This is a genomic window from Bradyrhizobium sp. S3.3.6 (assembly GCF_040546905.1).
GTDB lineage: Bacteria > Pseudomonadota > Alphaproteobacteria > Rhizobiales > Xanthobacteraceae > Bradyrhizobium > Bradyrhizobium cytisi.
In genome coordinates, this window is record NZ_JBEPOT010000005.1 from 141,802 (window position 1) to 165,559 (window position 23,758).

The 23,758-nt window shown below is 64.1% G+C and carries 22 protein-coding genes, 1 tRNA gene and 1 pseudogene; 18 read left to right on the forward strand and 6 right to left on the reverse strand.

The features are described from left to right. Nucleotides 1–24 precede the first annotated feature (24 nt). On the reverse strand, nucleotides 25–858 hold the full coding sequence (gene coxB / locus ABID59_RS17140) for a cytochrome c oxidase subunit II (protein WP_354084138.1): 834 nt from the start codon (nucleotides 856–858) through the stop codon (nucleotides 25–27). A 561-nt stretch (nucleotides 859–1,419) separates the two neighbouring features. Here coxB and ABID59_RS17145 point away from each other — a divergent pair. Then, nucleotides 1,420–2,316, forward strand: a complete 897-nt coding sequence (locus ABID59_RS17145) for a DUF2189 domain-containing protein (RefSeq protein WP_354084139.1) — start codon at nucleotides 1,420–1,422, stop codon at nucleotides 2,314–2,316. Nucleotides 2,317–2,439: 123 nt separating this feature from the next. Here the strand turns inward: ABID59_RS17145 and ABID59_RS17150 are convergent, their stop codons facing one another. Beyond that, nucleotides 2,440–3,216, reverse strand: coding sequence for a cyclase family protein (locus ABID59_RS17150; protein ID WP_354084140.1), 777 nt, complete (start codon nucleotides 3,214–3,216; stop codon nucleotides 2,440–2,442). A gap of 47 nt (nucleotides 3,217–3,263) precedes the next feature. Continuing rightward, the gene (locus ABID59_RS17155; RefSeq protein ID WP_354084141.1) at nucleotides 3,264–4,253 is read right to left on the reverse strand and encodes a fumarylacetoacetate hydrolase family protein; all 990 of its coding nucleotides are present in this window, start codon (nucleotides 4,251–4,253) and stop codon (nucleotides 3,264–3,266) included. A 111-nt stretch (nucleotides 4,254–4,364) separates the two neighbouring features. Here ABID59_RS17155 and ABID59_RS17160 point away from each other — a divergent pair, with 111 nt between their 5' ends. From ABID59_RS17160 to ABID59_RS17180, 5 genes are read left to right on the forward strand one after another with little or no spacing between them, the layout of a single operon-like run. After that, nucleotides 4,365–5,288 (forward strand): ABC transporter substrate-binding protein, encoded by a 924-nt coding sequence (locus ABID59_RS17160; RefSeq protein WP_502916807.1) that lies wholly within the window; start codon nucleotides 4,365–4,367, stop codon nucleotides 5,286–5,288. Nucleotides 5,289–5,299: 11 nt separating this feature from the next. Then, entirely contained in the window at nucleotides 5,300–6,004 is a 705-nt protein-coding gene (locus tag ABID59_RS17165; protein ID WP_148755043.1) for a GntR family transcriptional regulator, read from the forward strand. Further along, nucleotides 6,001–6,807 (forward strand): ABC transporter ATP-binding protein, encoded by an 807-nt coding sequence (locus ABID59_RS17170; protein ID WP_148755042.1) that lies wholly within the window; start codon nucleotides 6,001–6,003, stop codon nucleotides 6,805–6,807. Before ABID59_RS17165 ends, ABID59_RS17170 begins: the two co-directional genes overlap by 4 nt. Beyond that, a complete protein-coding gene (locus tag ABID59_RS17175; protein ID WP_354084143.1) occupies nucleotides 6,804–7,568 on the forward strand; it encodes an ABC transporter permease in 765 nt (254 codons plus the stop codon). Before ABID59_RS17170 ends, ABID59_RS17175 begins: the two co-directional genes overlap by 4 nt. Continuing rightward, nucleotides 7,565–8,332 carry an ABC transporter permease gene (locus ABID59_RS17180; protein WP_354084144.1) on the forward strand — a complete coding sequence of 256 codons (768 nt, stop codon included), beginning with the start codon at nucleotides 7,565–7,567 and terminating at the stop codon, nucleotides 8,330–8,332. The genes ABID59_RS17175 and ABID59_RS17180 overlap by 4 nt, the downstream gene beginning before the upstream one ends. A gap of 78 nt (nucleotides 8,333–8,410) precedes the next feature. Here the strand turns inward: ABID59_RS17180 and ABID59_RS17185 are convergent. Beyond that, nucleotides 8,411–8,487: transfer RNA gene (locus tag ABID59_RS17185), tRNA-Met, on the reverse strand. A gap of 380 nt (nucleotides 8,488–8,867) precedes the next feature. Between ABID59_RS17185 and ABID59_RS17190 the strand changes: the two genes are divergently transcribed. From ABID59_RS17190 to ABID59_RS17205, 4 genes and pseudogenes are all read left to right on the forward strand, one after another. Then, entirely contained in the window at nucleotides 8,868–10,244 is a 1,377-nt protein-coding gene (locus ABID59_RS17190) for a coniferyl aldehyde dehydrogenase (protein ID WP_502916808.1), read from the forward strand. 119 nt (nucleotides 10,245–10,363) lie between these two features. Then, nucleotides 10,364–11,962: pseudogene (locus tag ABID59_RS17195) on the forward strand (GMC family oxidoreductase). A gap of 183 nt (nucleotides 11,963–12,145) precedes the next feature. Continuing rightward, nucleotides 12,146–12,658: a CvpA family protein gene (locus ABID59_RS17200; protein ID WP_148755038.1), complete on the forward strand. Its 513-nt coding sequence runs from the start codon at nucleotides 12,146–12,148 to the stop codon at nucleotides 12,656–12,658. 175 nt (nucleotides 12,659–12,833) lie between these two features. After that, entirely contained in the window at nucleotides 12,834–13,616 is a 783-nt protein-coding gene (locus tag ABID59_RS17205) for an SDR family oxidoreductase (RefSeq protein ID WP_354031641.1), read from the forward strand. A 95-nt stretch (nucleotides 13,617–13,711) separates the two neighbouring features. On the opposite strand, the gene ABID59_RS17210 is transcribed toward ABID59_RS17205, so the two are convergent. Continuing rightward, nucleotides 13,712–14,188 carry a DUF3775 domain-containing protein gene (locus ABID59_RS17210; RefSeq protein ID WP_148755036.1) on the reverse strand — a complete coding sequence of 159 codons (477 nt, stop codon included), beginning with the start codon at nucleotides 14,186–14,188 and terminating at the stop codon, nucleotides 13,712–13,714. A 248-nt stretch (nucleotides 14,189–14,436) separates the two neighbouring features. On the opposite strand from ABID59_RS17210, the gene ABID59_RS17215 reads away from it, so the two are divergent. The 8 genes from ABID59_RS17215 (at nucleotide 14,437) to ABID59_RS17250 (ending at nucleotide 22,519) form a co-directional block, all read left to right on the forward strand. After that, complete coding sequence (locus ABID59_RS17215) at nucleotides 14,437–15,279, forward strand: fumarylacetoacetate hydrolase family protein (protein ID WP_354084146.1); 843 nt, start codon at nucleotides 14,437–14,439, stop codon at nucleotides 15,277–15,279. Between the two features lie 139 nt (nucleotides 15,280–15,418). Beyond that, on the forward strand, nucleotides 15,419–16,030 hold the full coding sequence (locus tag ABID59_RS17220) for a glutathione S-transferase family protein (RefSeq protein WP_148755034.1): 612 nt from the start codon (nucleotides 15,419–15,421) through the stop codon (nucleotides 16,028–16,030). 23 nt (nucleotides 16,031–16,053) lie between these two features. Next, a complete protein-coding gene (locus tag ABID59_RS17225) occupies nucleotides 16,054–17,235 on the forward strand; it encodes a serine hydrolase domain-containing protein (RefSeq protein ID WP_354084147.1) in 1,182 nt (393 codons plus the stop codon). Nucleotides 17,236–17,278: 43 nt separating this feature from the next. Continuing rightward, complete coding sequence (locus ABID59_RS17230; protein ID WP_354084148.1) at nucleotides 17,279–18,148, forward strand: MBL fold metallo-hydrolase; 870 nt, start codon at nucleotides 17,279–17,281, stop codon at nucleotides 18,146–18,148. A 132-nt stretch (nucleotides 18,149–18,280) separates the two neighbouring features. Further along, complete coding sequence (locus ABID59_RS17235) at nucleotides 18,281–19,429, forward strand: alpha/beta hydrolase (protein ID WP_354084149.1); 1,149 nt, start codon at nucleotides 18,281–18,283, stop codon at nucleotides 19,427–19,429. A gap of 66 nt (nucleotides 19,430–19,495) precedes the next feature. Continuing rightward, entirely contained in the window at nucleotides 19,496–20,467 is a 972-nt protein-coding gene (mbfA, locus tag ABID59_RS17240) for an iron exporter MbfA (RefSeq protein WP_148755054.1), read from the forward strand. 100 nt (nucleotides 20,468–20,567) lie between these two features. Next, complete coding sequence (locus tag ABID59_RS17245) at nucleotides 20,568–22,040, forward strand: amidase (RefSeq protein WP_354084150.1); 1,473 nt, start codon at nucleotides 20,568–20,570, stop codon at nucleotides 22,038–22,040. Between the two features lie 125 nt (nucleotides 22,041–22,165). Then, nucleotides 22,166–22,519, forward strand: coding sequence for a nuclear transport factor 2 family protein (locus ABID59_RS17250; protein ID WP_148755029.1), 354 nt, complete (start codon nucleotides 22,166–22,168; stop codon nucleotides 22,517–22,519). Between the two features lie 146 nt (nucleotides 22,520–22,665). Here ABID59_RS17250 and ABID59_RS17255 read toward each other — a convergent pair whose 3' ends face one another. Beyond that, nucleotides 22,666–23,754 carry a Zn-dependent alcohol dehydrogenase gene (locus tag ABID59_RS17255; protein WP_354084151.1) on the reverse strand — a complete coding sequence of 363 codons (1,089 nt, stop codon included), beginning with the start codon at nucleotides 23,752–23,754 and terminating at the stop codon, nucleotides 22,666–22,668. Nucleotides 23,755–23,758: the final 4 nt, after the last annotated feature.

The window sequence follows — 23,758 nt, forward strand, 5'->3', positions numbered from 1 at the left end:
ATGCGGCGCTCCTCGCCGATATTTTCATTCGCTCTCTGTCGTGTAAGCCGCTTTCGCGACATCACGCTGCCCGGAGAGCTCGGCGAACGAGTGCTGCTTCTCCAGCCACGCGTGATAGTCTTTCTCTTCCTCGACGATAACCTTGCTCCGCATCTGCGCGTGCGCGGCACCGCAGAGCTCCGCGCAGAGAACGTCGAATGTTCCGGTGCGCGTTGGCGTAAACCAGTAATACGTGACCGAGCCCGGTATCATGTCCATCTTCGCCCGAAACTCGGGCACATAGAAATCATGCAGGACGTCAATCGAGCGGAGCAACACCTTCACCGGCTTCCCAAGCGGCAGGTGCAAGTCGTCATTTTGAATGACGACATCGTCTTGGCCGGCGGGATCGTCGGGATTCAACCCCATGGGATTTTCGGCACTGACATTGCGGGCATCGGAAGTCCCGAGCCGGCCGTCCTTTCCGGGAAGCCGATAGCTCCATTGCCATTGCTGTCCCATGACCTCGACCTCGGTCGCATTGGCCGGAACCGTGACGAACTGGTGCCAGACGACCAGGCCGGGTGCGAGCATGGCGGCGACGCCGATTGCAGTCCCGACGCTGAGCCACCATTCGAGCCTCTTGTTTTCGGGATTGTAGGCTGCGCGCCGTCCCTCCGTGTGTCGAAAGCGGAAGACGCAATAGGCCATGAATGCGACGACCGCGAAGAAAACCGCGCCGGTGATCCAGAATGTCAGCGTGATGGTGTCGTCGATGTAGCGCCAGTTTGAGGCGAGCGGGGTCCACCACCACGGGCTGAAAATGTGAAACAGCACCGAGGCGATTGCGACCAACAGCAGTATGATTGCTACAGCCATCCCTCATGCATCCTTGCCGCTAAAGGCTGTGGATACGAACCAGAGGGCGGAGCTCACGTCTGTCGCGATGGCGAAATTACATCCGCCTTCGTCGTGCCTCTTGCCTCGCCCATTCAACCGGTCGCGACGTCAACGCTTGACACAGAGGACAGTCACGACCGCAATCTCGTCGGAGCTGAAGGCGTTCAGTGTCTTTAGCATGATACCCGTCGAGCCCGGCGTCAATAGAGTCAATAGAGGAGTATGCCTCGCATTTGCCTGGCGGACGCTGGCCCGAATGCAACGCAAACCGGAGCACCTGCAGGCACCACCAGTCGATGATGCACTGCAGCAGATTGGTTTTTGTGCGGAAGCACAATTCACTCAACTGCGGACGCTACTTGCTTCTATCGCATATCGCGCTAACTTCAGCGTACCGGTCGCGACAGATGTCGTCCGGCAAAGCTCCTTCACGTTGAACCTGATTTGCCGGGATCGATCGCGATTTTCGCGCACGAGACGGATGCGCGTGTTTTAAGTGCGCACCGTTCCCCTGCGATCAGAAGCAAGGAGATCGGCGCCATGACCACGGTATTCGCAAGACCCAAACTGCAAGTGTTTGGCGTCTCTACCCCCTTCGTCGTTCGCAAGATCAGCCTTTCCGATTTGGGCAATGCGCTACGCCTGGGCTGGGAAGACTTCAACGCCGTCCCAACTCACGCCATCGTCCTGTGCGTGATTTATCCCGTCCTCGGACTTGTCCTGTTCAGACTTGTCATCGGCTATTCGGTGCTGCCGCTACTGTTTCCGCTGGCCGCGGGCTTTACGCTGATCGGTCCGTTTGCCGCGCTCGGCCTCTACGAACTCAGCCGCCGCCGCGAGCGCGGAGAGCAAGCCGCAGCGTGGGACGCCATGCAGGTGCTGCGCGCGCCATCTTTCGGCGCCATGCTCGAACTCGGCGTCCTCCTGCTGGTTCTGTTCGGGGTCTGGATCGGCGCCGCGGACGCGATCTACGTTGCAACCTTCGGCCACGCTCCGGCTGCAAGCATCCCCGACTTCGCAACGCGTGTTTTGACGACGCCGGAAGGATGGTCGCTCATCATCGTCGGCTGCGGCGTCGGCTTCCTGTTCGCCGTCGTGGCCCTGTGCGTCAGCGTTGTGTCGTTTCCGCTGATGCTCGACCGGCATGCGACTGCGATCGACGCAATCCGGACGTCGCTGCGGGCCGTGAGGGAGAATCCAGTTCCAATGGCGGCTTGGGGTCTGGTTGTTGCGGCATTGCTGGCGATCGGCTCGCTACCGTTCTTCGTCGGTCTCGCCGTCGTTCTGCCCGTGCTCGGTCATGCCACCTGGCATCTTTATCGGAAGGTGGTCGAGCCCGACCCGAATCCGCCGGAAGAACCGCCCCGCCCACCGATAGGACACCGCTATGCGGCGGATTTCCCGGCCTCACTCTTCCCGTGGAGCCGCGAACGCTAGCCGGGACCGCAACGAACGGTCGCACCGTCACCGTGTTCGGAGGAGGCGAGGCGGCGCCAGGCTGAGCGCGTTGCCTCCAGGACAAAATGGCACGCGTGATAGGGGCCATTTTCGTATCGGAGCCTAGCTCTCCAAAATCGCGACCGCTCGCGTCCATCCTGCCGAGGCTCGCTCGATCTTCACGGGGAAGCATGACACCTTGAAGCCGGTCGACGGCAGAAGTTCGAGATTGTGCAGCTTCTCGAGATGGCAATAGCCGATATGGCGGCCGGCCTTGTGGCCTTCCCAGATCAGGCTGGCGTCCCTGGTCTCGGAGTATTTTTTCGCGGTATGAACGAACGGCGCGTCCCAGCTCCAGCCGTCGATGCCGGTCAGGCGCACACCGCGCTCGAGCAGGTACATGGTTGCTTCATAGCCCATGCCGCAGCCCGACGTGACGTAGTCCTGCCGGCCATATTTGACGCCGGCGCTGGTGTTGACCACGACGATCTCGAGCGGCTTCAGCTCATGGCCGATGCGCTTCAGCTCAGCCTCGACATCCTTGGCCGTCGCGACATAGCCGTCGGGCAGGTGCCGGAAGTCGAGCTTCACGCCGGGCTGGAAGCACCATTCCAGCGGCACCTCGTCGATGGTCCAGGAACGCTCGCCGCGGTTCATGGTCGGGTGGAAATGCCAGGGTGCGTCGAGATGCGTGCCGTTGTGGGTCGAGAGACTGACCTGTTCCACCGCCCAACCCTGCCCGTCCGGCAGATCCTCGGCCTTCAACCCGTCGAAGAACTGCAGCATGCGCGGCAGCCCCTGCTGGTGGTCGATATACTGGATCGTCGGATGATTGCCGGGCGGGTCGGCCGGCACATCGTTTTGGAGGGGGACGGAGATGTCGATCAGCTTGCTCGTCATGGCGCTTCCTCGTTGACTGTTTTGGTTGGCGGCCTTCAGGCGTCGCTTCAGACTTCTTGCCGCTCGACGCGGTTCTTCAAGATACCGATCTTCTCGACTTCAAGCTCGATCGCATCGCCATGCTCGAGAAACCATCCGAGCTCGAGGCCGCAGCCATTGCCGACCGTGCCGGAGCCGATGAATTCGCCGGGCATCAGCGTCTCGTCCTGGGTGACATGGGCGATGATCTCCTCGAAGGAAAACAGCATGCCCTCGGTCACGCCTTTCGAGCGGGTCTCGCCGTTGACGCGCGCTTCCATCTTCAGCTTGTAGGGATCGCCGATCTCGTCCGGCGTCACGATCCAGGGACCCATCACGTTGCCGCCGTCGAAGCTCTTGCCCTTGGCCGGGCCGAGCCGTCCCTCCATCTCGATGCGCTGCGCGTCGCGCGCGGAGAAATCGTTGAAGATGGTGTAGCCGAAGATGTGATCCTTCGCCTTCGCGGCGGAGATGTTCGCGCCCTTGTTTTTGGTGATGATCCCGAATTCGAGCTCGTAGTCCATGACCTTGCTGTAGCGCGGCCATTTCACCGTAGTGTTGGTGCCGCGGACACTGAAGCGGTTGGTGATGTAGAAGATCGGCTGCTTGCGATAGACCTCGGGCAACTCGCCGAGCGGCTCGGCGTCGATGCGCGCCAATTCCGCCATGTCCCCCTTGGCGCGCGCCGCGAGCTTCCGCTGCCCGCGTGGCGCCTGGAGGATATGCAGCGCAAACGACATGCCGTCGCGCATTTGCCGCGGCTCTGGCACCGGGGCGAGAACGTCGACGCTACCAACGGCCGCCGACAGCGTCGCGTCCTTGCCTTCCTTGTCGAACAGGGCTGCCGCCCGATCGAGCGCGCGCGGCCCGGCGTCGATCAATGCCAGCATCGAGCCGAAGGCCGGATCGGCCCCGCCGTCCCGCGCAGCGGCCGCGGCGAGGTCGAACAGCAGGCTGTCATTGGCATGGACGGCTCCGATTTTCTCCTGACCGGCAGATCTGAACGTTGCGAGCTTCACCTTGGGTACCCCTTGCTATCGTTTGAAATATATGATCAGATAAAATATCGATAAACAAGCCTGAAAAATACAAATCGGGAGAGGGCGGTGAGGCGAACGCAAATGAAGGCGATGTTGGGTCTCGCGCTCGGAGTTGGAGTGTCTGTTGTCTGGACGGCACCCGCGCTGGCGCAGGCCAAGATCCAGATCGGCTGCACCGCAACCTCCGACTGCGCCTCGGCCATGGTCGCGGTCGACGAAGGCATCTTCAAGAAGCATGGGCTGGACGTCGAGATGACGCCGATCGCGATCAACTCCAACATCCCGGCCGCGATCCTGTCGAACTCGATTCAGGTCGGCGGCCCCACCTCCACCGTCTTCCTCCAGGCCGTCGACGGCGGCCTCGACCTCGTCGCGATCGCCGGCGCTTCGGTCATGAACCCGACCTCGAACACCGCGATCGCCGCCTTCGTCCGCAACGGCGTCACCATCAAGGAGCCGAAGGATTTCGTCGGCAAGAAGGTCGGCGCGCCCGGCCTGAATGCCTTTCTCCATGTGCTGTTCGTGAAATGGCTGGTGGAGAAAGGCGTCGCCCCCAAAAGCGTCAATTTCGTCGAAGTCACCTTCCCGACCATGGCCGACATCATCAAGTCCGGCGGCGTCGATGCGGTGCTCACCGCCGAGCCGTTCGTCACGCGCATGACCAATGCGGGGATCGGTTCGGTCGGCGCGCGGTACGGCGCCGAGCTCGGCCGCACCGACCCGATCATCTTCTATGCCGCGGCGCGCGACTGGGCGGAGAAGAATGTGGCGACGGTAAAGAAGTTCCGCGAAGCCATCGCGGAGGCTGCTGCAATCGTCAACAGCGATCGCGACAAGGCCTCCGCCTCGATCGCCAAGTTCACGAAGCAGCCACTCGAGCTCGTCAAGGCGACACCGCCGAACCAGTCCGAGCCGAATCTCAAGCCGGAAGACCTCGCCTGGTGGATCGACGTGATGTCGTCGCAGAAGATGCTGCAATCGAAACTCGACACCGCGAAACTGGTGCTGAACTGAGGACATTGGCGATGCCTGCCCCCGAGCGCACTCTCGAACGTCCTCCGGCTGAGGCCGGCACCTTGAGCGAGCGCGCCGCGAACCTCATCGAGCAGGACATCCTTGCCGGAGATCTCGCACCGGGATCGCGGCTCGGCATCGTCGATCTCGTGCAGCGCTACGAGATCGGCGCCACCCCGCTGCGCGAAGGCTTGTCTCGGCTGATGTCACGCGGCCTGATCGTCGGCATCGGCCAGCGCGGCTTTCGTGTCGCCGAAGTCAGCCACGACGATCTCGCCGACATCACCTGCATGCGGACGGCGGTCGAAATCGAGGCCGTCAGGCTCGCCATCCTCCACGGCGACGTCGCCTGGGAGGCCGGCATCGTCAGCGCGCTGCATCAGATGCGCCGGCATATCGAGCGCACCGGCAATGAATTCCGCGAGGGCGCCGCCGATTTCGATCGGCTGCACAAGGGCTTTCATACCGCCCTGCTCGCGGCCTGCGGCTCACGGCGCATGCTGGCCGCCCATTCCGACCTCTACGACCAGGCCTATCGCTACCGCCGCATCATGATGCGTGCCATCGACAGCGGCGAGGAGTTCATACGGAGTCACCAGATGCTCGCCGACCGCGTGCTCGCCCGCGACCTTGCCGCCGCGCAAGGGATGCTGGCGGCGCATCTGCACTCGACCATCAATTTCGTCTATCCGCCGACAAGCGGGGAGCAATCATGAGTGTCGTTGCCAGGCTCGACGAGGCGCGCGCGGCGCGACGGCAAAAAGCGCTGATCGCGTTCAACGCCACGACGCTGCGGCTCGGCGGCAAGACCATCATCGAGAACCTCGATCTGGAGGTGCGGCCGGGCGAATTCCTCTGCATCGTCGGCGCCTCTGGCTGCGGCAAGACCACAGCGCTGCGGCTCGCCGCGGGCCTCTATGGCCCGACGAGCGGCGCTGTGACCTTCGACGGCGAGCCGATCACCGGACCGCGCCGCGAGGTCGCGATTGTTTTCCAGGATTACGGCAAGGCGCTGCTGCCGTGGCGGACCGCGGCCGGCAACATCTCGCTGGCGCTGGAAGCCTCTCGTGTGCCGGCACGCGAGCGCAGCTCGCGCATCGAGGCGCTGCTGCGCAAGGTCGGCTTGCCCGGCCACGCTGACAAATATCCGACCGAAATGTCGGGCGGCATGCAGCAGCGCCTGCAGATCGCGCGCTGCCTTGCACAGGAGCCGACGACGCTGCTGATGGACGAACCGTTCGGCGCGCTGGATGCGATGACGCGCCAGGGGCTGCAGGACGAGGTCCTGTCGCTGACGCAAACGAGCCAAACGACCGTGATCTTCGTGACCCACGATCTCGACGAGGCGATCTACCTCGGCGACCGCATCGTCGGCCTGCTGCCGCATCCGGGCCGGATCGGCATCGAGCTCGCCGTCGACCTGCCGCGCCCTCGCGACCAGTTGGCCACCCGCGAGCATCCGGAATTCCTGCGGCTGCGCCGGCAATTGTTCGACTTCATCAAGGCGACCGAACATTGAGCCTCGACCGTGCCAGGCCCTTGCTGTTGCCGCTGGCGCTGATGCTGGCGTTCGAGCTCTGGGCGCGCCTCACCCAGCTGCAGAGCGACAGCCTGGCCCCGCCCAGCGCGATCCTCGCGGCGCTGGCCGGGGCGCTTGCCGATCTCTCGATTCCGATCGCGACCCGCGACACGCTGTTCGCCGCCTTTTCCGGACTGGCGATCGGCAGTGCCATCGGGCTTTCGCTCGGTATTACCTTCGGCATCTCGCGCCCCCTCGACCGCCTGATGGAGGTGACGGTCGAGGCAATCCGCCCAATTCCCTCGATCGCGCTGCTGCCGATCACGCTGATCGCGCTGGGCTTCGGCTACCGGATGGAGATCGTGATCGTGGCCTTCGCCTGCATCTGGCCGATGCTGATTATGACGCGCGGCGCAGTGCGCAGCATCGAGCCGCGATTGATCGAAGTGTCGCGAGCCCTGCGGCTGAGCGCGACGCAACGGATCGCGAAGATCGTGATCCCGGCCGCACTGCCGCGGATCTTTGTCGCCTTTCGCCTGTCGGCTGGTATCGCCCTGATCGTCGCCGTCACCGTCGAGATCGCCATCAATCCGATCGGCCTCGGCGCCGGCATCATGCTGGCGCAGCAGGCGCTACGCGCCGACCTGATGCTCGCCTATCTGCTTTGGATCGGCGTGATCGGCTACGCGCTGAACATGCTGTTGATTGCGGCCCAGCGCCGCCTGTTCGGCCGCGCCGCGCTCGCCGGAGACAATCCATGAACCGCCCCGCGATCCTCTGGCGTGTCGCAAGCATCCTCGTCGCGGCCGGCTTCATCGCGGCGTGGCAGCTCATCGCCAATCTGCGGCTGGTCTCACCGGTGTTCCTGCCTGGTCCGGACCGGGCCTGGGCTGCCCTGGTGCGCGGCTTTTCGAGCGGCGATCTCGCAAGCAAGCTCATCGGCACGCTCGAACACATGGCCTATGGCTGGCTCGCCGCCTCGATCGCCGGCATTGCGCTCGGCGCGCTGATCGGATCGTCAAGGATGATGCGCGCCTATGTCGCGCCGTCGCTGGAATTCTTGCGGCCCCTGCCGGTCTCCGCGATCATCCCGGTCGCGATCGCGATGCTCGGGCTGACGCAAGGCATGGCGCTGTTCGTCATCGCCTTCGGCGCGATCTGGCCGATCATGCTCGCAACCATCCACGGCTTTGCCGCGGTCGAGCCGCGGCTCTATGAGGTCGCCCGCTCGCTGCAGATGTCGCGCGCCGCCGTCATCGGCAAGATCGCCCTGCCCTCGGCATTGCCCGACATCCTCGCGGGCATGCGGCTCAGTCTGACGGTCGCGCTGATCCTCTCGGTGGTCTGCGAGATCCTGGCCGGACTCGACGGCCTTGGTCAGTGGGTCCTGCTCTCGGCACGTGCGTTCCGATCCGCCGACCTGTTCGCCGGCGTCATTCTGCTCGGTGCGACCGGTTATCTGACATCGATTGCGGTGTCGCTCATTGAGCAGCGACTGCTCGCCTGGCAGACCGCGGCCCGGTAGCGCGGCAATCACATCGCCAGACAAAAATGGCCCGCGCGATGCGGGCCATTTTCGTATCGAAACCGGTCATTCCGAATTTGGTTGCGGGGATAGGATTTGAACCTATGACCTTCAGGTTATGAGCCTGACGAGCTACCGGGCTGCTCCACCCCGCGTTAAACCGTTGCTTTGCCTTCGTGAAAATGCCGGGGACGGCGGATCAGGGCCGACGCTGCTCGCGTGGCTTGCTTCTCCCGTCCCGAAGGCTTCCTTGGAAGGCAACCCCGGGCAAAGCCCGTCGGGTGCAGGGGGTATGTACCAACCCGAACCGCCTTTGGAAAGGGCCGAGGGGACGTTTTTTTTCGACTTTATGACAGGTCGCGGGCGCGGATTCCGGCCGGTTTGCCACGCACTTGCCAGAAGTTCCACAAACCGCCAGCTTGCGGCAACAAAACAGGGGCGAAACGCCGATTTGGGGAGGACCGCCTTGAACAATACGTTGGATCGCCCCCTGGTGAGCGCCCCGCTGGCGGCGCTCACGGACAGCTTCCAGGCCATGATCGCGCGGTCACGGGCCGAGCCGGCGCCTGACCTCGCCGCACGGCTCGACCGGCTGGCGCGGCTGCGCGCCGTCATCGCTGACAACGAGGAGCGCTTCCGGCAGGCGATCTCGGCCGATTTCGGCCACCGCTCGGCGGTCGAGACTGATATCGCCGAGACGATGATGTTGCTCTCCGAGATCCGGCACGCGACAAGACATTTGAAAGGCTGGATGACGCCGCAGCGCGTCGCGACAGCGCTGCAATTCCTCCCCGCGCGCAACCGGCTGATGCCGCAGCCGCTCGGCGTCGTCGGCATCATCGCGCCCTGGAATTATCCGCTGCAGCTGACGCTCGCACCCGCGATCGGCGCCATCGCCGCCGGCAACCGCGTCATCATCAAGCCAAGCGAGCTCGTGCCGCGTTTCTCCGCGCTGTTGAAGGACGCGGTCGCCGAGAGGTTCGATTCGACCGAGTTGCTGGTCACCGGGATCGAGGACGAGATCGCAAAGGCCTTTGCGAGCCTGCCGTTCGATCATCTCGTGTTCACCGGCTCGACCCGGGTCGGGCGGCTGGTCGCGGAAGCGGCGGGGCGCAATCTCACGCCTGTCACGCTCGAGCTCGGCGGCAAGTCGCCGGCGATCATCGATGTCTCCGCCGATCTCGACGAGGCGGCCGAGCGCATCGCCTACGGCAAGCTGCTCAACGCCGGGCAGACCTGCATCGCGCCGGATTATGTGCTGGTGCCGGAGGGCGCATTGCAGGCCTTCGCCGAGAAGGTGCGCACGCAGATGCGGCGCATGTTCGGCACCGATCCTGTCAACAGGGACTACACCTCGATCGTTTCCGACCGGCACTATGCACGGCTCGAGGCGCTGGTCGCGGATGCCGCGCAGCGTGGCGCAAAGATTCTGCAGCCGGCCAGGGCCGACGACCCCAACTGGAAGGCGCATCGCAAATTCCCGCCGACGCTGATCGTTGGCGCGACCGAGGAGATGGCGGCGATGCAGGAGGAGATCTTTGGCCCGGTGCTGCCAGTGCTCGGCATTCGCGATCCGGCCGACGCGATCGCCTTCGTCAACCGCCGCGACCGGCCGCTCGCGCTCTACTGGTTCGGCAGGGATCGCGACGCGCGCGACGAGGTGCTGGCGCGCACCGTCTCCGGCGGCGTCACCATCAACGACTGCCTGTTTCACTTCGCGCAAATCAACCAGCCGATGGGCGGCGTCGGCGCATCCGGCACCGGCGCCTATCACGGCGAATGGGGCTTTCGCAGCTTCAGCAAGCTGAAGCCGGTGTTTTATCGCTCAAAATTCAACCGTCTCGCCGATCTCCATCCGCCCTATGGCGGCAAGATCGCGCGGCTGGAGAAGATGATGCGGTTCATGTCGTAGCTTCCCGTCATTGCGAGCAAAGCGAAGCAATCCAGACTGCCGCCGCGGAGGGATTCTGGATTGCTTCGCTGCGCTCGCAATGACGACAACAACAAAAACCATTACTTGGGGAAACATCAGTGACTGACACATTCGATTTCGTCGTCGTGGGCGCGGGCTCCGGTGGTTGCGCCGTGGCGGGGGCGGCTGTCGGAGGATGCGGCGACATCCGTGGCGCTGCTCGATGCCGGCGGACGGAACGACAGTTGGCGGATCACCATGCCCTTCGGGCTCGCTCTGCCATACAAGGCGGCCAATTGGGCCTTCGACACCGTGCCGCAGAAGGGATTGAACGGCCGTATCGGCTATCAGCCGCGCGGCAAGGGCCTCGGCGGCTCCTCGGCGATCAACGCCATGGTCTACATCCGCGGCCACAAATGGGACTACGACCACTGGGCCTCGCTCGGCAATGCCGGCTGGTCGTATGCGGACGTGCTGCCCTATTTCAAGCGCTCGGAGAACAACAGCGATTTCGACGGCGAATATCACGGCAAGGGCGGCCCGCTGCATGTCAACAGGCTGCGCTCGGACAATCCGATCCATGAGATTTTCCATCAGGCCGCGCGCGAGGCACAATTCCGCATCCGCGAGGACTTCAATGAAGAGAACCACGAAGGGCTCGGCAGCTACCAGGTGACGCAGCACAGGGGCGAGCGCTGGAGCGCGGCGCGCGCCTATCTGCAGCCCCACATCGACAAGCGCGCGAATCTGCGCGTCGAGACGGGGGCGCATGCGACGAAAATCCTGTTCGAAGGCGGACGCGCGGTCGGCATCGAATATGTGCAGGGCAAGCAGACGAAACAGCTGCGCGCGCGCCGCGAGGTGATCCTCGCCTCCGGCGCCTTCCAGTCACCGCAATTGCTGATGCTGTCGGGCATCGGCGACGGCGAGGCGCTTGGCGCGCACGGCATCGGCGTCGTGCATCATTTGCCGGGCGTCGGGCGCAATCTGCAGGACCATCCGGATTTCGTGTTCGTCTACGCCTCCGACTATCCGCACTTCGTTCACTCGTCGCTCGGACGGTTGCCGTCCCTGCTCCGCGCCATCCGGCGGTACCGCAGGGAGCGACGTGGCCTGATGACCACCAATTTCGCCGAGTGCGGCGGCTTCCTGAAGACCCGGCCGATCTCGACGTGCCCGATATCCAGCTGCACTTCATCATCGCGATGCTCGACGACCACGGCCGCAAGAAGCACAAGGAGGCCGGCTTCTCATGCCATGTCTGCCTGTTGCGGCCGAAGAGCCGCGGCAGCGTCTGGCTGAAAAGCGCCGATCCGCTGGCGGCGCCGATGATCGATCCGAACTTTCTGGGCGAGGCGGAGGATCTCGAGACCATGGTCGCGGGCTTCAAGACCACGCGGCGGCTGATGGAGACGCCTGCGATGCGCGCCTTGCAGAAGCAGGACATGTTCACGTCCGACGTGAGAACGGACGACGACATCCGCGCCATCCTGCGCAATCGCGTCGACACGGTCTACCACCCCGTCGGCACCTGCAAGATGGGCACGGACGCAATGGCCGTGGTCGATCCGAAGCTGAAGGTGCACGGTGTGGACGGCCTGCGTGTCGTCGATGCCTCGATCATGCCGACGCTGATCGGCGGCAACACCAATGCGCCGACCATCATGATCGGGGAAAAGGCGGCGGATATGATCAGGAGCGAATTGCGGGTGAGTTAGCGACGCAATCTCCACTTGGTCGTCCCGGCGACAGCGGAAAGGACGATTTCTTCACTCACCTTGAATAAGCCTGAAATGGACGCCCCCTTAGCTGCTGGAGCGAAAAGATACAGACGATTTTAGCGATCTGAAACCGGAACGACCGGTTCGGCGTTCATTCGTTCCATCGGCAGGGTTGCGCTCATGAATAGCTTCGATTTCGCGGTCTATGCGGCGCTCGCACTCGCGATCGGCTTTGGCTTCAGGACCGGCTTGCTCCGCAGCGCCATGACCATTCTCGCCTATCTCCTGGCGGCCCCCATCGCGGTTTCGCTGATGCCGATGATCGCGCCGCAGATCACGGGCAATCCGAATGCGCCGCAATTCCAGAACTGGATCTGGTTGTTCGGCATCTTTCTGGTGGTCGGCATGCTGCTCGGATATATCGGCCGTTTCGTGCTTGAGGACACGGTCGGCGACGCCGGCATCGGCGACCGCCTCGGCGGCGCCGCGCTCGGCGCCGTCCGGGTCGGCCTCGTCGCCACCACGCTGGTGCTGGTGTTCGACCAGATCGTGCCGGCCAACCGCCAGCCGCCCTTCCTGGCCGGCTCGCATCTGCGGCCGCTGTTCTCGGCGGTCGGGCAGATGGGCTTCAAGTCGCTGCCGCCGGAGGCCGCCGCCGCGATCGACCGCCTCAAGCAGGAGCGGCGCATCTGACTGTTTGGGCTGATCTTTTCGGAAAACCGCTACACATTTTTCCGGATCATGCCCGTTTGCATCGCCGCAGCCCGCGCCATGCATTTTGATGCGGGCACGTCCCTTATCAGCGGCATCACTCTTGGCTAGAGTGCCGCCCGTCCAAAAACCTGCCTGACATTACGGGAGTGAAACAGTGGATCTTGGGATCAAAGGTCGCCGCGCCATCGTCTGCGCATCCAGCAAGGGCCTGGGGCGCGCTTGCGCCATCTCGCTGGCCGAAGCTGGCGTCGACGTCACGTTGACCGCCCGCGGCGCCGAAGCGCTGAAGAAGACGGCCGACGACATCCGCAAGGCCTATCCCGCCGTGAAGGTCACCGAGATCGTCGGCGACATCACGACGCCTGCGGGCCGCGAAGCCGTGCTGAAGGCCTGCCCCGAGCCGGACATTCTCATCAACAATGCCGGCGGCCCGCCGCCCGGCGATTTCCGCAACTGGACCCGCGACGACTGGATCAAGGCGATCGACGCCAACATGCTCACGCCGATCGAGCTGATCAAGTCGACCGTCGACGGCATGATGGCGCGCAAGTTCGGCCGCATCGTCAACATCACCTCGGCCGCGGTGAAGGCGCCGATCGACATCCTCGGCCTCTCCAACGGCGCGCGCGCCGGCCTCACCGGCTTCATCGCCGGCCTGTCGCGCAAGACCGTGATCAACAACGTCACCATCAACGGCCTGCTGCCGGGCCCGTTCGAGACCGATCGCCTGACCGGCACCGCGAAGGCCGAGGCCGACAAGCGCGGCACGACGCCCGAGCAGGTCCTGGCCGAGCGCGCCAAGCTCAACCCGGCCGGCCGCTTCGGCCAGCCCGACGAGTTCGGCTATGCCTGCGCCTTCCTTTGCGGCGCCAAGGCCGGCTTCATCACCGGCCAGAACATTCTGCTCGATGGTGGTGCGTTCCCGGGAACGCTGTGAGAGCGGTCATCTCGCCTGCGATAGTGGGGAGAGTCCAGCCATGACGATGCGGGAGCTTCAGCGCCCAAGCGCGAGTCATGTGTTATCGAGGATCATCACCGCCGTTTGGTGATCTCGTCCTCGTCCCGCTCGCTGGGATCAGAGGAATCTGCGGTGAGCTGCTCGTCGGTCCAGTCGATGCCGAATGCGTCGAGCCCGTCGGCGAGCAGATCGCCCAGCATCGGCTCGCCGAGCAGGTATTGCACCGTTTCACGGCGCGGGCTGCGATACTCGGACCGTGCCTCCACAGCACGGGCGCGCAAATCGTCCCAATCATCGATCGCGCCGTCGCCGCGACCGAGCCAGGTCAGCGCGACGAGATCGAGCTGCTCGTCCTCGTTCAAGGCAATCATGAAGCCGCCGAGCTCGTTGCGGACCGGATCGGAGCCGTTGTCCTTCAGGACGTCGACTGCGTCGTCATCGGTCGGGTTCGAGCCCGAATCCGGATCGGTATCCGCCTCCTTGACGTCGAATTCGCGGGCCTTTTCTATGATGAAGGCGACCTTCTCGGCGGAAATGGCAAGCTCTGGCATGGGCTCCCCTTTGGCTCGTCCTGGGTTCCGCGATAACGCCGCACTGCTCCAGATGATCCATTGCGCCTGATGGCGGAAACTCGCATCAGCGAAAGAATTGGTGGGCACGGCGCTTCGCGCCTTTGCCCACCCTACGATCACCCGAATTGAGGGGCTGCAATGCGCCCCGTTTTGAGCGGTTGAATTTCCCGCCGCGCTGTTCCATGAAGCTATTTAACCGATCAGTCCATCCCAAGGGAGAAACGAGAATGAAGCTTGTTCGTTACGGCGAGAAGGGTGCGGAAAAGCCCGGCCTGATCGACAAATCCGGCCAGTTGCGCGACCTGTCGGCGCATGTGAAGGACCTGACCGGCGAGGCCTATTCGCCGGAGTCGCTGACGAAGCTCGCCGCCATCGATCCCGCCTCGCTCCCCGCCGTCTCCGGCAAGCCGCGGTTCGGCGCGCCCGTCACCGGCATCTCGAAGTTCGTCGCGATCGGCCTCAACTACAGCGACCACGCCAAGGAGACCGGCGCCGCCATTCCGAGCGAGCCGATCATCTTCATGAAGGCCAACACCTCGCTGTCCGGTCCGAACGATAAGGTCGAGAAGCCGCGCGGCTCGACCAAGCTCGACTGGGAAGTCGAGATCGCCGCGATCATCGGCACCCGGGCAAAATACGTCTCGGAAGCCGATGCACTGAACCACGTCGCCGGCTATTGCGTCTGCAACGACGTCTCCGAGCGCAACTTCCAGACCGAGCGCCTGGGTCAGTGGACCAAGGGCAAGTCGCACGACACGTTCGGCCCGGTCGGCCCCTGGCTCGCCACCAAGGACGAGATCAAGGACGTGCAGAACCTGTCGATGTGGCTCGACGTCAACGGCCAGCGGCGCCAGACCGGCTCGACCAAGACCATGATCTTCTCGATGGCCAAGTGCATCTCCTATGTCTCGCAGTTCATGACGCTGCTGCCGGGCGACATCATCACGACAGGCACCCCGCCTGGCGTCGGCCTCGGCATGAAGCCGCCGACCTTCCTCAATGTCGGCGACGTCATCACGCTCGGCATCGAAGGCCTCGGCGAGCAGCGCCAGGAGATCGTTGCGGCGTAAGCCGCGCCGTCGCCATACCGTCATTGCGAGGAGCGAAGCGACGAAGCAATCCAGACTATTTCTACGGAGACAGCCTGGATTGCTTCGCTTCGCTCGCAATGACGAAAACCAATTGCCGGTCTCCCGCAGGACATTTCCGATGAAACTCTCCTTCTCCGCCGCCTCGCCGTTCGCCCGCAAGGTGCGCATTGCCGCGATCGAGCTTGGGCTGATCGACAGGATCGAATTCACGCCCGCGACCGTCGCGCCCGGCACGGCCAACGAGGACTATTCGCGCATCACGCCGCTGAAGAAGCTGCCGGTGCTGATCACTGACGACGGCGACGTGATCCTGGATTCCTACGTCATCGTCGAATATCTCAACGAGATGGCCGGCGGCAGCCTGATCCCGGATTACGGTCCGCGGCGCTGGAAGGCCAAGACCAATCACTCGCTGATCAACGGCATGCTCGATTCCATGCTGCTGTGCCGCTACGAGAAGATGGTGCGGCCGCAGGGCCTGCAATGGCAGGCGTGGTCGGACGATCACTGGAACCGGGCCTGGACCGGCATGGCGCGTTTCGAGAACATGCCTGACGTGCTGAACGGCCCGTTCGACATCTCGCAGATCGGCCTCGTTTGCGTGCTCGGCTATGCCGACTTCCGCTTTGCGGATTGCGGCTGGCGCAAGGCCTATCCGAAGCTCGACGCCTTCCATCAGAAGATGCTGGAGCGGCCGTCGGTGAAGATCTCGGTGCCGCCAGCGGCGTAGCGGGATATGCCTGGAGAATGACGATGCGCGATCAATTCTCCCGGTTCACAATTCTCGGCGCGGGCCTTGTGCTCGCGCTCTCCATCTCAGCCACCAATCTACGGGCCGAGCCTGGACAACAAGGCCAAGCCTGTGGAGCGCCGTCATCGATCGACGATGGCTGGGAGATCGCCTCGCCCGACAGTCTCGGCATGGATGGCGCGCAACTCTGCGGCGTCGCTGCACGGCTCAAACAACGCGCGACCTCGGTCCATTCGGTTGTCGTCGTGCGCCACGGCAAGCTCGTCTTCGAGCAGTATTTCCCCGGCTACGACCAACCCTGGGGGCAACCGCAAGGCCAGCACGAATTCACCGCGACGACGAAGCACGACATGCGTTCGGCATCGAAGAGTGTCGTTTCGACGCTCGTCGGCATTGCGATCGATCGCAAGCTGATCGAAGGCCTTGATGAGCCTGTGCTCAAATTCTTCCCCGACCGTCAGGCGATGAAGCAGCCGGGCTGGGAGGCCATTAAGCTGCGCCATCTGCTGACGATGTCCTCGGGGATGAAATGGGACGAAGCGCGGGCCTGGACCGATCCGAACAACGACGAGCCGCATCTCACGTTTGAAGCCGATCCGATCGGCTATGTGCTCGCAAAGCCACTCGCTGCACCGCCGGATGTGCTCTGGACCTATAATGGCGGCGGAACTGAACTGCTCGGCAACATCCTCGAGCGCGTCTCGGGCAAGCCGCTGGAGACGTTTGCGCGCGAGGTGCTGTTCCAGCCGCTCGGAATCACCGATCTCGAGTGGAAAGCCTATAAGAACGGCAAGATTGCAGCGGCCGCGGGCCTGCGCTTGCGGCCGCGCGATGCGGCGAAGATCGGCCAGCTCGTGCTCAATCGCGGCCAGTGGAACGGCCAACAAGTTGTCTCGGCCGACTGGATCGCGCAATCGATCACGCCGCGCTTCCAGGCGATCGGCTATTTCGGCGGCACGCTGTTCTACGGCTATCAATGGTGGATGGGCCGCTCGCTGGCCGGCAGCAAGGAAATCAAATGGGTTGCCGCCTTCGGCTGGGGCGGCCAGCGCATCTTCATCGTGCCCGAGCTAGATCTCGTCATGATGACCACCGCTGCCCAATACGGCCAGCCCAAGGAAGGGCTCGCCGCGATCGACATCCTCTCCAACATCGTCATTCCATCCGTGCGCGACGCACGCTGAGTGCAAGAGAAACGAATAAGGGAAGCGAACAAGGGAAGCGAGCATGAGCCTGAAATTCACCGTCGGCGATCTCACCATCCATCGCGTCATCGAGCAGGAAGCGCCCTTCTTCCCGGCGCTGGACTTCATGCCCGGCCTGACGCCGGAGGTGCTGGCCGAGAACCGGGCGTGGATGCGGCAAGCCAAGGCGCTCGACGACCGGGACACGCTGATCCTGTGTTTCCAGTCTTATGTGATCAAGACGCCGCATCACACCATTCTGGTCGACAGCTGCATCGGCAACGACAAGCCGCGGCCACAGCGGCCGGCATGGAACATGAAGACCGACGACAACTATCAACGCGGGCTCGCCGCGGCGGGCGTCTCCGTCGACGACATCGACTTCGTGATGTGCACCCATCTGCACGTCGACCACGTCGGCTGGAACACGCGGCTGGAGAACGGCCGCTGGGTGCCGACGTTCCCCAAAGCGCGCTATGTGTTCGCCAAGCAGGAGTACGACCATTGGTTCGCGGAGAATGCGAAGACGGAGATTCCGCCCTTTGCCGACAGCGTGCTGCCGGTGGTCGAGGCCAAGCGCCACGAGCTGGTCAGCAACGATCACCAGATCGGCGATCACGTCCGCATCGTGCCGACGCCGGGCCACACGCCGGGGCATATCGCCGTCGCGATGGGCCGTGGCAAGGACGACGCGGTATTCTCCGGCGATCTCATGCACTCGCCGCTGCAGACAATCTATCCGGAGCTGTCGATCAGGTTCGACGTCGACCCGGCCAAGGCGGCCACGACGCGGCGAAGCTTCTTGGAACGCTATTGCGACACCGACACGCTGTGCTGCACCGCGCATTTTCCCTCGCCGTCGGTGGGGAAGATCAGGCGCAAGGGTAGCGGCTTCGTGTGTGCGGCGGTGTAGCGGAACGCCGCAATCGTATGGTGGGCAAAGCAAAGCGTGCCCACCATGCCAAATGCGCCAGGGAATGGTGAGCACGGCGCGCGAGGTGCGCGCCTTTGCCCACCCTACGATTCCACCCGCGTGGAGAAAGCAATGACAGCACTTCCAGACATTCCCCTCCCCGCCGGCATCCGCTCGCGGTATGTCGACGGCATCAACGGCTTGCGGATGCATGTGCTCGAGGCCGGATTCGAGACCAGGGGCCGTCCCTGCATCCTGCTGCTGCACGGGTTTCCCGAGCTCGCGTTCTCCTGGCGCAAGGTGATGCCGGCGCTCAGCGAGGCCGGCTATCACGTGCTCGCGCCCGACCAGCGCGGCTATGGCCGCACGACCGGCTGGACCGCGGATTACGACGGCGATCTCACCCCGTTCTCTCTTCTCAACCTCGCGCGCGATGCGCTCACGCTGGTGTCGGCGTTCGGCTACAAGCAGGTCGATCTCGCCGGACACGATTTCGGCAGCCCGGTCGCGGCGTGGTGCGCGCTGATCCGGCCCGACGTGTTTCGTTCGGTGACGTTGATGAGCGCGCCGTTCGGCGGAGCGCCGGCGTTGCCCTTCGACACGGTCGATAGTCCCGCGAAGCCACCGGTCGAAGATCCCGTGCATCGCGAACTCGCCGCGCTGCCGCGCCCGCGCATCCACTATCAATGGTACTATGCGACGCGCGCCGCCAACGCCGACATGCAGCACGCGCCGCAAGGCGTGCATGATTTTCTGCGCGCCTATTATCATCACAAGAGCGCGGACTGGATCGACAACAAGCCATATCCGCTGAAATCATGGTCGGCAGGCGAGCTTGCCAAGCTGCCGACCTATTACGTGATGAACCTCGGTGAGACCATGGCCGAGACGGTCGCGAAGGAGATGCCGTCGCCGGCCGCGATCGCCGCCAATCAATGGCTGCCAGACAGCGACCTCGCCTATTACAGCGCCGAATATGCCCGCACCGGATTCCAGGGCGGCCTGCAATGGTATCGCTACGGCACGTCAGGCTTGCTCAACAACGAGATGCAGCTGTTCTCGGGCCGCAGCATCGACGTGCCCGCGTGCTTCATCTCGGGCAAGCAGGATTGGGGCACTTATCAGCGCCCCGGCGTGTTCGAGGCAATGCAGGGGCGCGGCTGCACGAAGATGCTCGGTTGCCATCTCGTCGACGGTGCCGGCCATTGGGTGCAGCAGGAGCAGCCGGCCGAGGTCAGCCGGCTGCTGCTCGACTTCCTCGAAAAGGCCCGCGCCGCATGATTTGACCCGGGAACCGCGTCGCATTATATAGTTTAGAATAGTTCTAAACTAATGGGACAGGCCGTCGTGAAGAATTTTGCCGATCTGACCGAGCGCGAGGTGCTTGCGGTCGCGATCTCCTCAGAGGAGGAGGACAGCCGCATTTACATGTCCTTCGCCGAGGATCTCCGGGAACGCTATCCGGATACGGCCAAGATCTTCGAGGAGATGGCGGAAGAGGAGCGCGGCCATCGCCACATGCTGCTGGAGATGTACGAGCAGCGCTTCGGTCCTCATTTGCCTCCGATCCGCCGCGAGGACGTCAAGGGATTCCTGCGCCGCCGCCCGGTCTGGCTCACCAAGAACCTCTCGCTCGACACCATCCGCAAGGAGGTCGAGACCATGGAGATGCAGGCTGAGCGGTTTTACGTGAAGGCGGCCGAACAGGCGCAGGATACCGGGGTGCGCCGCCTGCTCGGCGATCTCGCCGAAGCCGAGAAAGGTCATGAAGAGACCGCGGCAAAGCTGGCGGACCAGATCCTCAAGCCCGGCGTGCGCGCCGAGGAAGACCGCACGCGGCGGCGGATGTTCGTGCTGCAATATGTGCAGCCGGGCCTCGCCGGCTTGATGGACGGCTCGGTCTCGACGCTGGCGCCGCTGTTCGCGGCGGCCTTCGCCACGCACCAGAACTGGCAGACGTTCCTGGTTGGCCTCGCCGCCTCGATCGGCGCCGGCATCAGCATGGGATTTGCCGAAGCGCTGTCCGACGACGGCTCGCTGACGGGCCGGGGCTCGCCCTGGCTGCGCGGCATCACCTGCGGCGCGATGACGACGCTCGGCGGGCTCGGCCACACCATGCCCTATCTCGTGCCGGACGCATGGCCCAACGCATTCTGGATCGCGACCGCGATCGCCGGCATCGTCGTGTTCTTCGAACTCTGGGCGATCGCCTTCATCCGCGCGCGCTACATGGATACGCCGTTCCTCCAGGCCGTGTTCCAGATCGTGCTCGGCGGTGCCATCGTGCTGGCGGTGGGGATCTTGATCGGGGCGGCATAGCAGCCTCGGCATTCCCTCGCATGGCAATCGCGATCAAACGGCGGTTGCGGCGTTCGGCCAAACTGCGCATCATCCCTTCAGTGAAGCGCAGGAGCATGTCGTGGCGAAATCGGAATGGAGTTACAAGAGCGCGGTCGAGCTGTCGGCCGCATTGGCGGCGAAGAAGGTCTCCGCCGTCGAGCTCACGCAGGACGCGATCGACCGCATCGAACGTCACGACGGCAAGGTCAACGCGATCTGCGTCCGCGATTTCGACCGCGCGCTGAGCGCCGCGCGTGATGCGGATGCGGCCCTGGCCCGCGGCGAGCGCAAGCCGCTGCTCGGCCTGCCGATGACGGTGAAGGAATCCTACAACATCGCCGGCCTGCCGACGACCTGGGGCATTTCCGCGCAGAAGGACTTCATTGCCAAGGAAGACGCGCTGCCGGTGACGCGGGTGAAGGACGCTGGCACTGTCATCGTCGGCAAGACCAACGTGCCGCTCGGCCTCGGCGACTGGCAAAGCTACAACGACATCTACGGCACCACCAACAACCCCTACGACCTCGGCCGCACGCCGGGCGGTTCGTCCGGCGGCTCCTCGGCGGCCCTCGCCGCAGGCTACGGCCCGCTCTCCATCGGCTCCGATATCGGCGGCTCGCTGCGCGTGCCGGCCTTCCATTGCGGCGTCTACGCACACAAGCCGACCTTCAACCTCGTCGCCATGCGTGGCCACACGCCGCCGCCGCTGCCACCGTTGCCATTCGAGCGTGACCTCTCGGTGATCGGCCCGATGGCACGCAGCGCCGCCGATCTGTCGCTGGTGCTCGACGTGATGGCCGGGCCCGATCCGATCGATGCAGGCTTCGCCTATCGGCTCGAATTGCCGGCGGCACGGCACATCGCCTTCAGGGATTTCCGCGTGTTGGTGATCGACACCGATCCGGTGCTGCCGACCGGCACCGCCGTGCGCGGCACCATCAACACGCTCGCCGATAACCTCGCCAAATCAGGCGTCAAGATCGAACGCAGCAGTCCGCTGCTGCCGGATTTCGCGGCCTCGTCGCGGCTGTATATGCGCATGCTGATGTCGTTCCTCGCTGCAAGTTTTGCGCCAGACATCTATGCCGGCGCCAAGGCGGCGGCAGCCGCGCTGCCCGAGGGCGACAACAGCCTCGCCGCCGAGCGGCTGCGCGGCATCGCGCTCAGCCATCGCGACTGGCAGATGGCGAACGGCGGACGCACCCGGTTGCGCGCGCAATGGCGCGAGCTGTTCAAGACGTTCGACGCCGTGATCTGTCCGGTGATGCCGACCGCCGCCTATCCCCACGACCATTCGCCTGATCAGGAAACCCGCCGCATCACAATCGACGGCAAGGAGCACGTCTATCCCGACCAGCTCGCCTGGCCCGGCATCGCCACGCTGCCCGGCCTGCCCTCGACCGCGATCCCGACCGGCTTCGCGCCGGATGGGCTGCCGGTCGGCGTCCAGATCGTCGGCCCATGGCTCGAGGACCGCACGCCGCTGAAGCTGGCCGAGCTGATCGAGCGCGAGTTCGGCGGGTTCGTGCCGCCGAAGATGTTTGATGATTGATGCCGCCGCGTCATTGCGAGGAGCCCTTGCGACGAAGCAATCCCGTCCGCATCTGCGGAAACATTTCTGGATTGCTTCGCCGCTCTCGCAATGACGGAGTAGATAACTGAGGACGGATAAATATCATGAGCCAGGACCTCGAACTGCTCACCGCACTCAACCGTGACTATGTCGCATCTGTGCAGAACTGCGACGTCAAACGCTTCGACGAGATCCTGGCGCCGGAGTTTTACTGCTCCAATCCGGACAAGACGCTGGTCGACCGCACCGGCTTCCTGGAGCAGACCGCGCGGCCGGTCGCGATCCGCGATCTGCATGCGTTTGACGTCATCATCCGCATCATGGGCGACTTCGCGATCATTCACGCGGCAACGAGCTACACCACCGCGGATGGTCAGCAGGCGACCGGGCGCTACACCGATTGCTGGGCGAAGAAGAACGGCAAGTGGCTCGCGGTGTCTGCGCACGTGTCGCGGTGAGCGGCCCGCATCGCCGCCCCACTCTCCGCCGTCATGCCCCGCGAAGGCGGGGGCATCCAGTACGCCGCGGCGTCTCGGTTTAGCAACGACGGTCTCTGGAATACTGGATCGCCCGGTCAAGCCGGGCGATGACAGCGTAATCGGCGCTAGCTATCAAACACAATCACGCTCCGCAGCGTCTTGCCGGCTTTCATGTTGGCAAAACCTTCGTTGATCTCGGACAGCTTCAGCTTGGCCGAGATCCAGTCCTCCAGGTGCAGCCGGCCGCGCAGGTAGAAATCGACCAGACGCGGCATGTCGACGCGGAAATGGTTCGAGCCCATTGACGAGCCCTGGATCCGGCGTTCGCGCAGGAAGTCGAAACCGTGCAGCTCGATCTTCTGGCCGAACGGGATCATGCCGACGATCGTGGCGGTGCCGCCGGAAGCGAGCATGCCGAACGCCTGCTCCGCGGTTTCCTTGCGGCCGAGCACCTCGAAGGAATGATGCACGCCGCCATTGGTGAGGTCGCGGACCTGCTTCACGACGTCGCCATCGGCGGGATTGATGATGTCGGTGGCGCCCAGCTTGGTCGCAAGCTGGAGCTTTGCCGGATTGGTGTCGATGGCGATGATGCGGCCGGCACCGGCGATCTGCGCACCGTTGATCGCGGCCATGCCGACACCGCCGCAGCCGATCACGGCGACGGTTTCGCCGGCCGTCACCTTCGCCGTGTTCACCACCGCGCCGTAGCCGGTGATGACACCGCAGCCAATCAGCGCGGCGAGATCGAGCGGCATCTCCTTGCGGATTTTGACGATCGCGTTCTCGTGCACCAGCATCTGCTCGGCGAAGGAGGAGAGGTTGAGGAACTGGTGCAGCTTCTCGGGCTTCGACCATTGCATGCGATTGGAGACGCCCGGCAGCAGCTTCACCGTGGTGTCAGTGCAGAGCACCGTGCGCCCCGTGGCGCAATTGTCGCAGGTGCCGCAGAACACGGATAGGCACGTGACGACGTGGTCGCCCGGCTTCACATAGGTGACGTCGGAGCCGACCTGCTCGACAATGCCGGCGGACTCGTGTCCGAGCACCGCGGGCAGCGGATGCGGGTAGAGGCCTTCCATGAAGTGCAGATCGGAGTGGCAGAGCCCGGCGACTGACGTGCGGATCAGAACTTCGCGTGGGCCGGGCTTCGGCAGGCTGACATCCTCGATGACCAGCGGCTTGTTGACTTCATGGAGGACGGCGGCCTTCATCGAG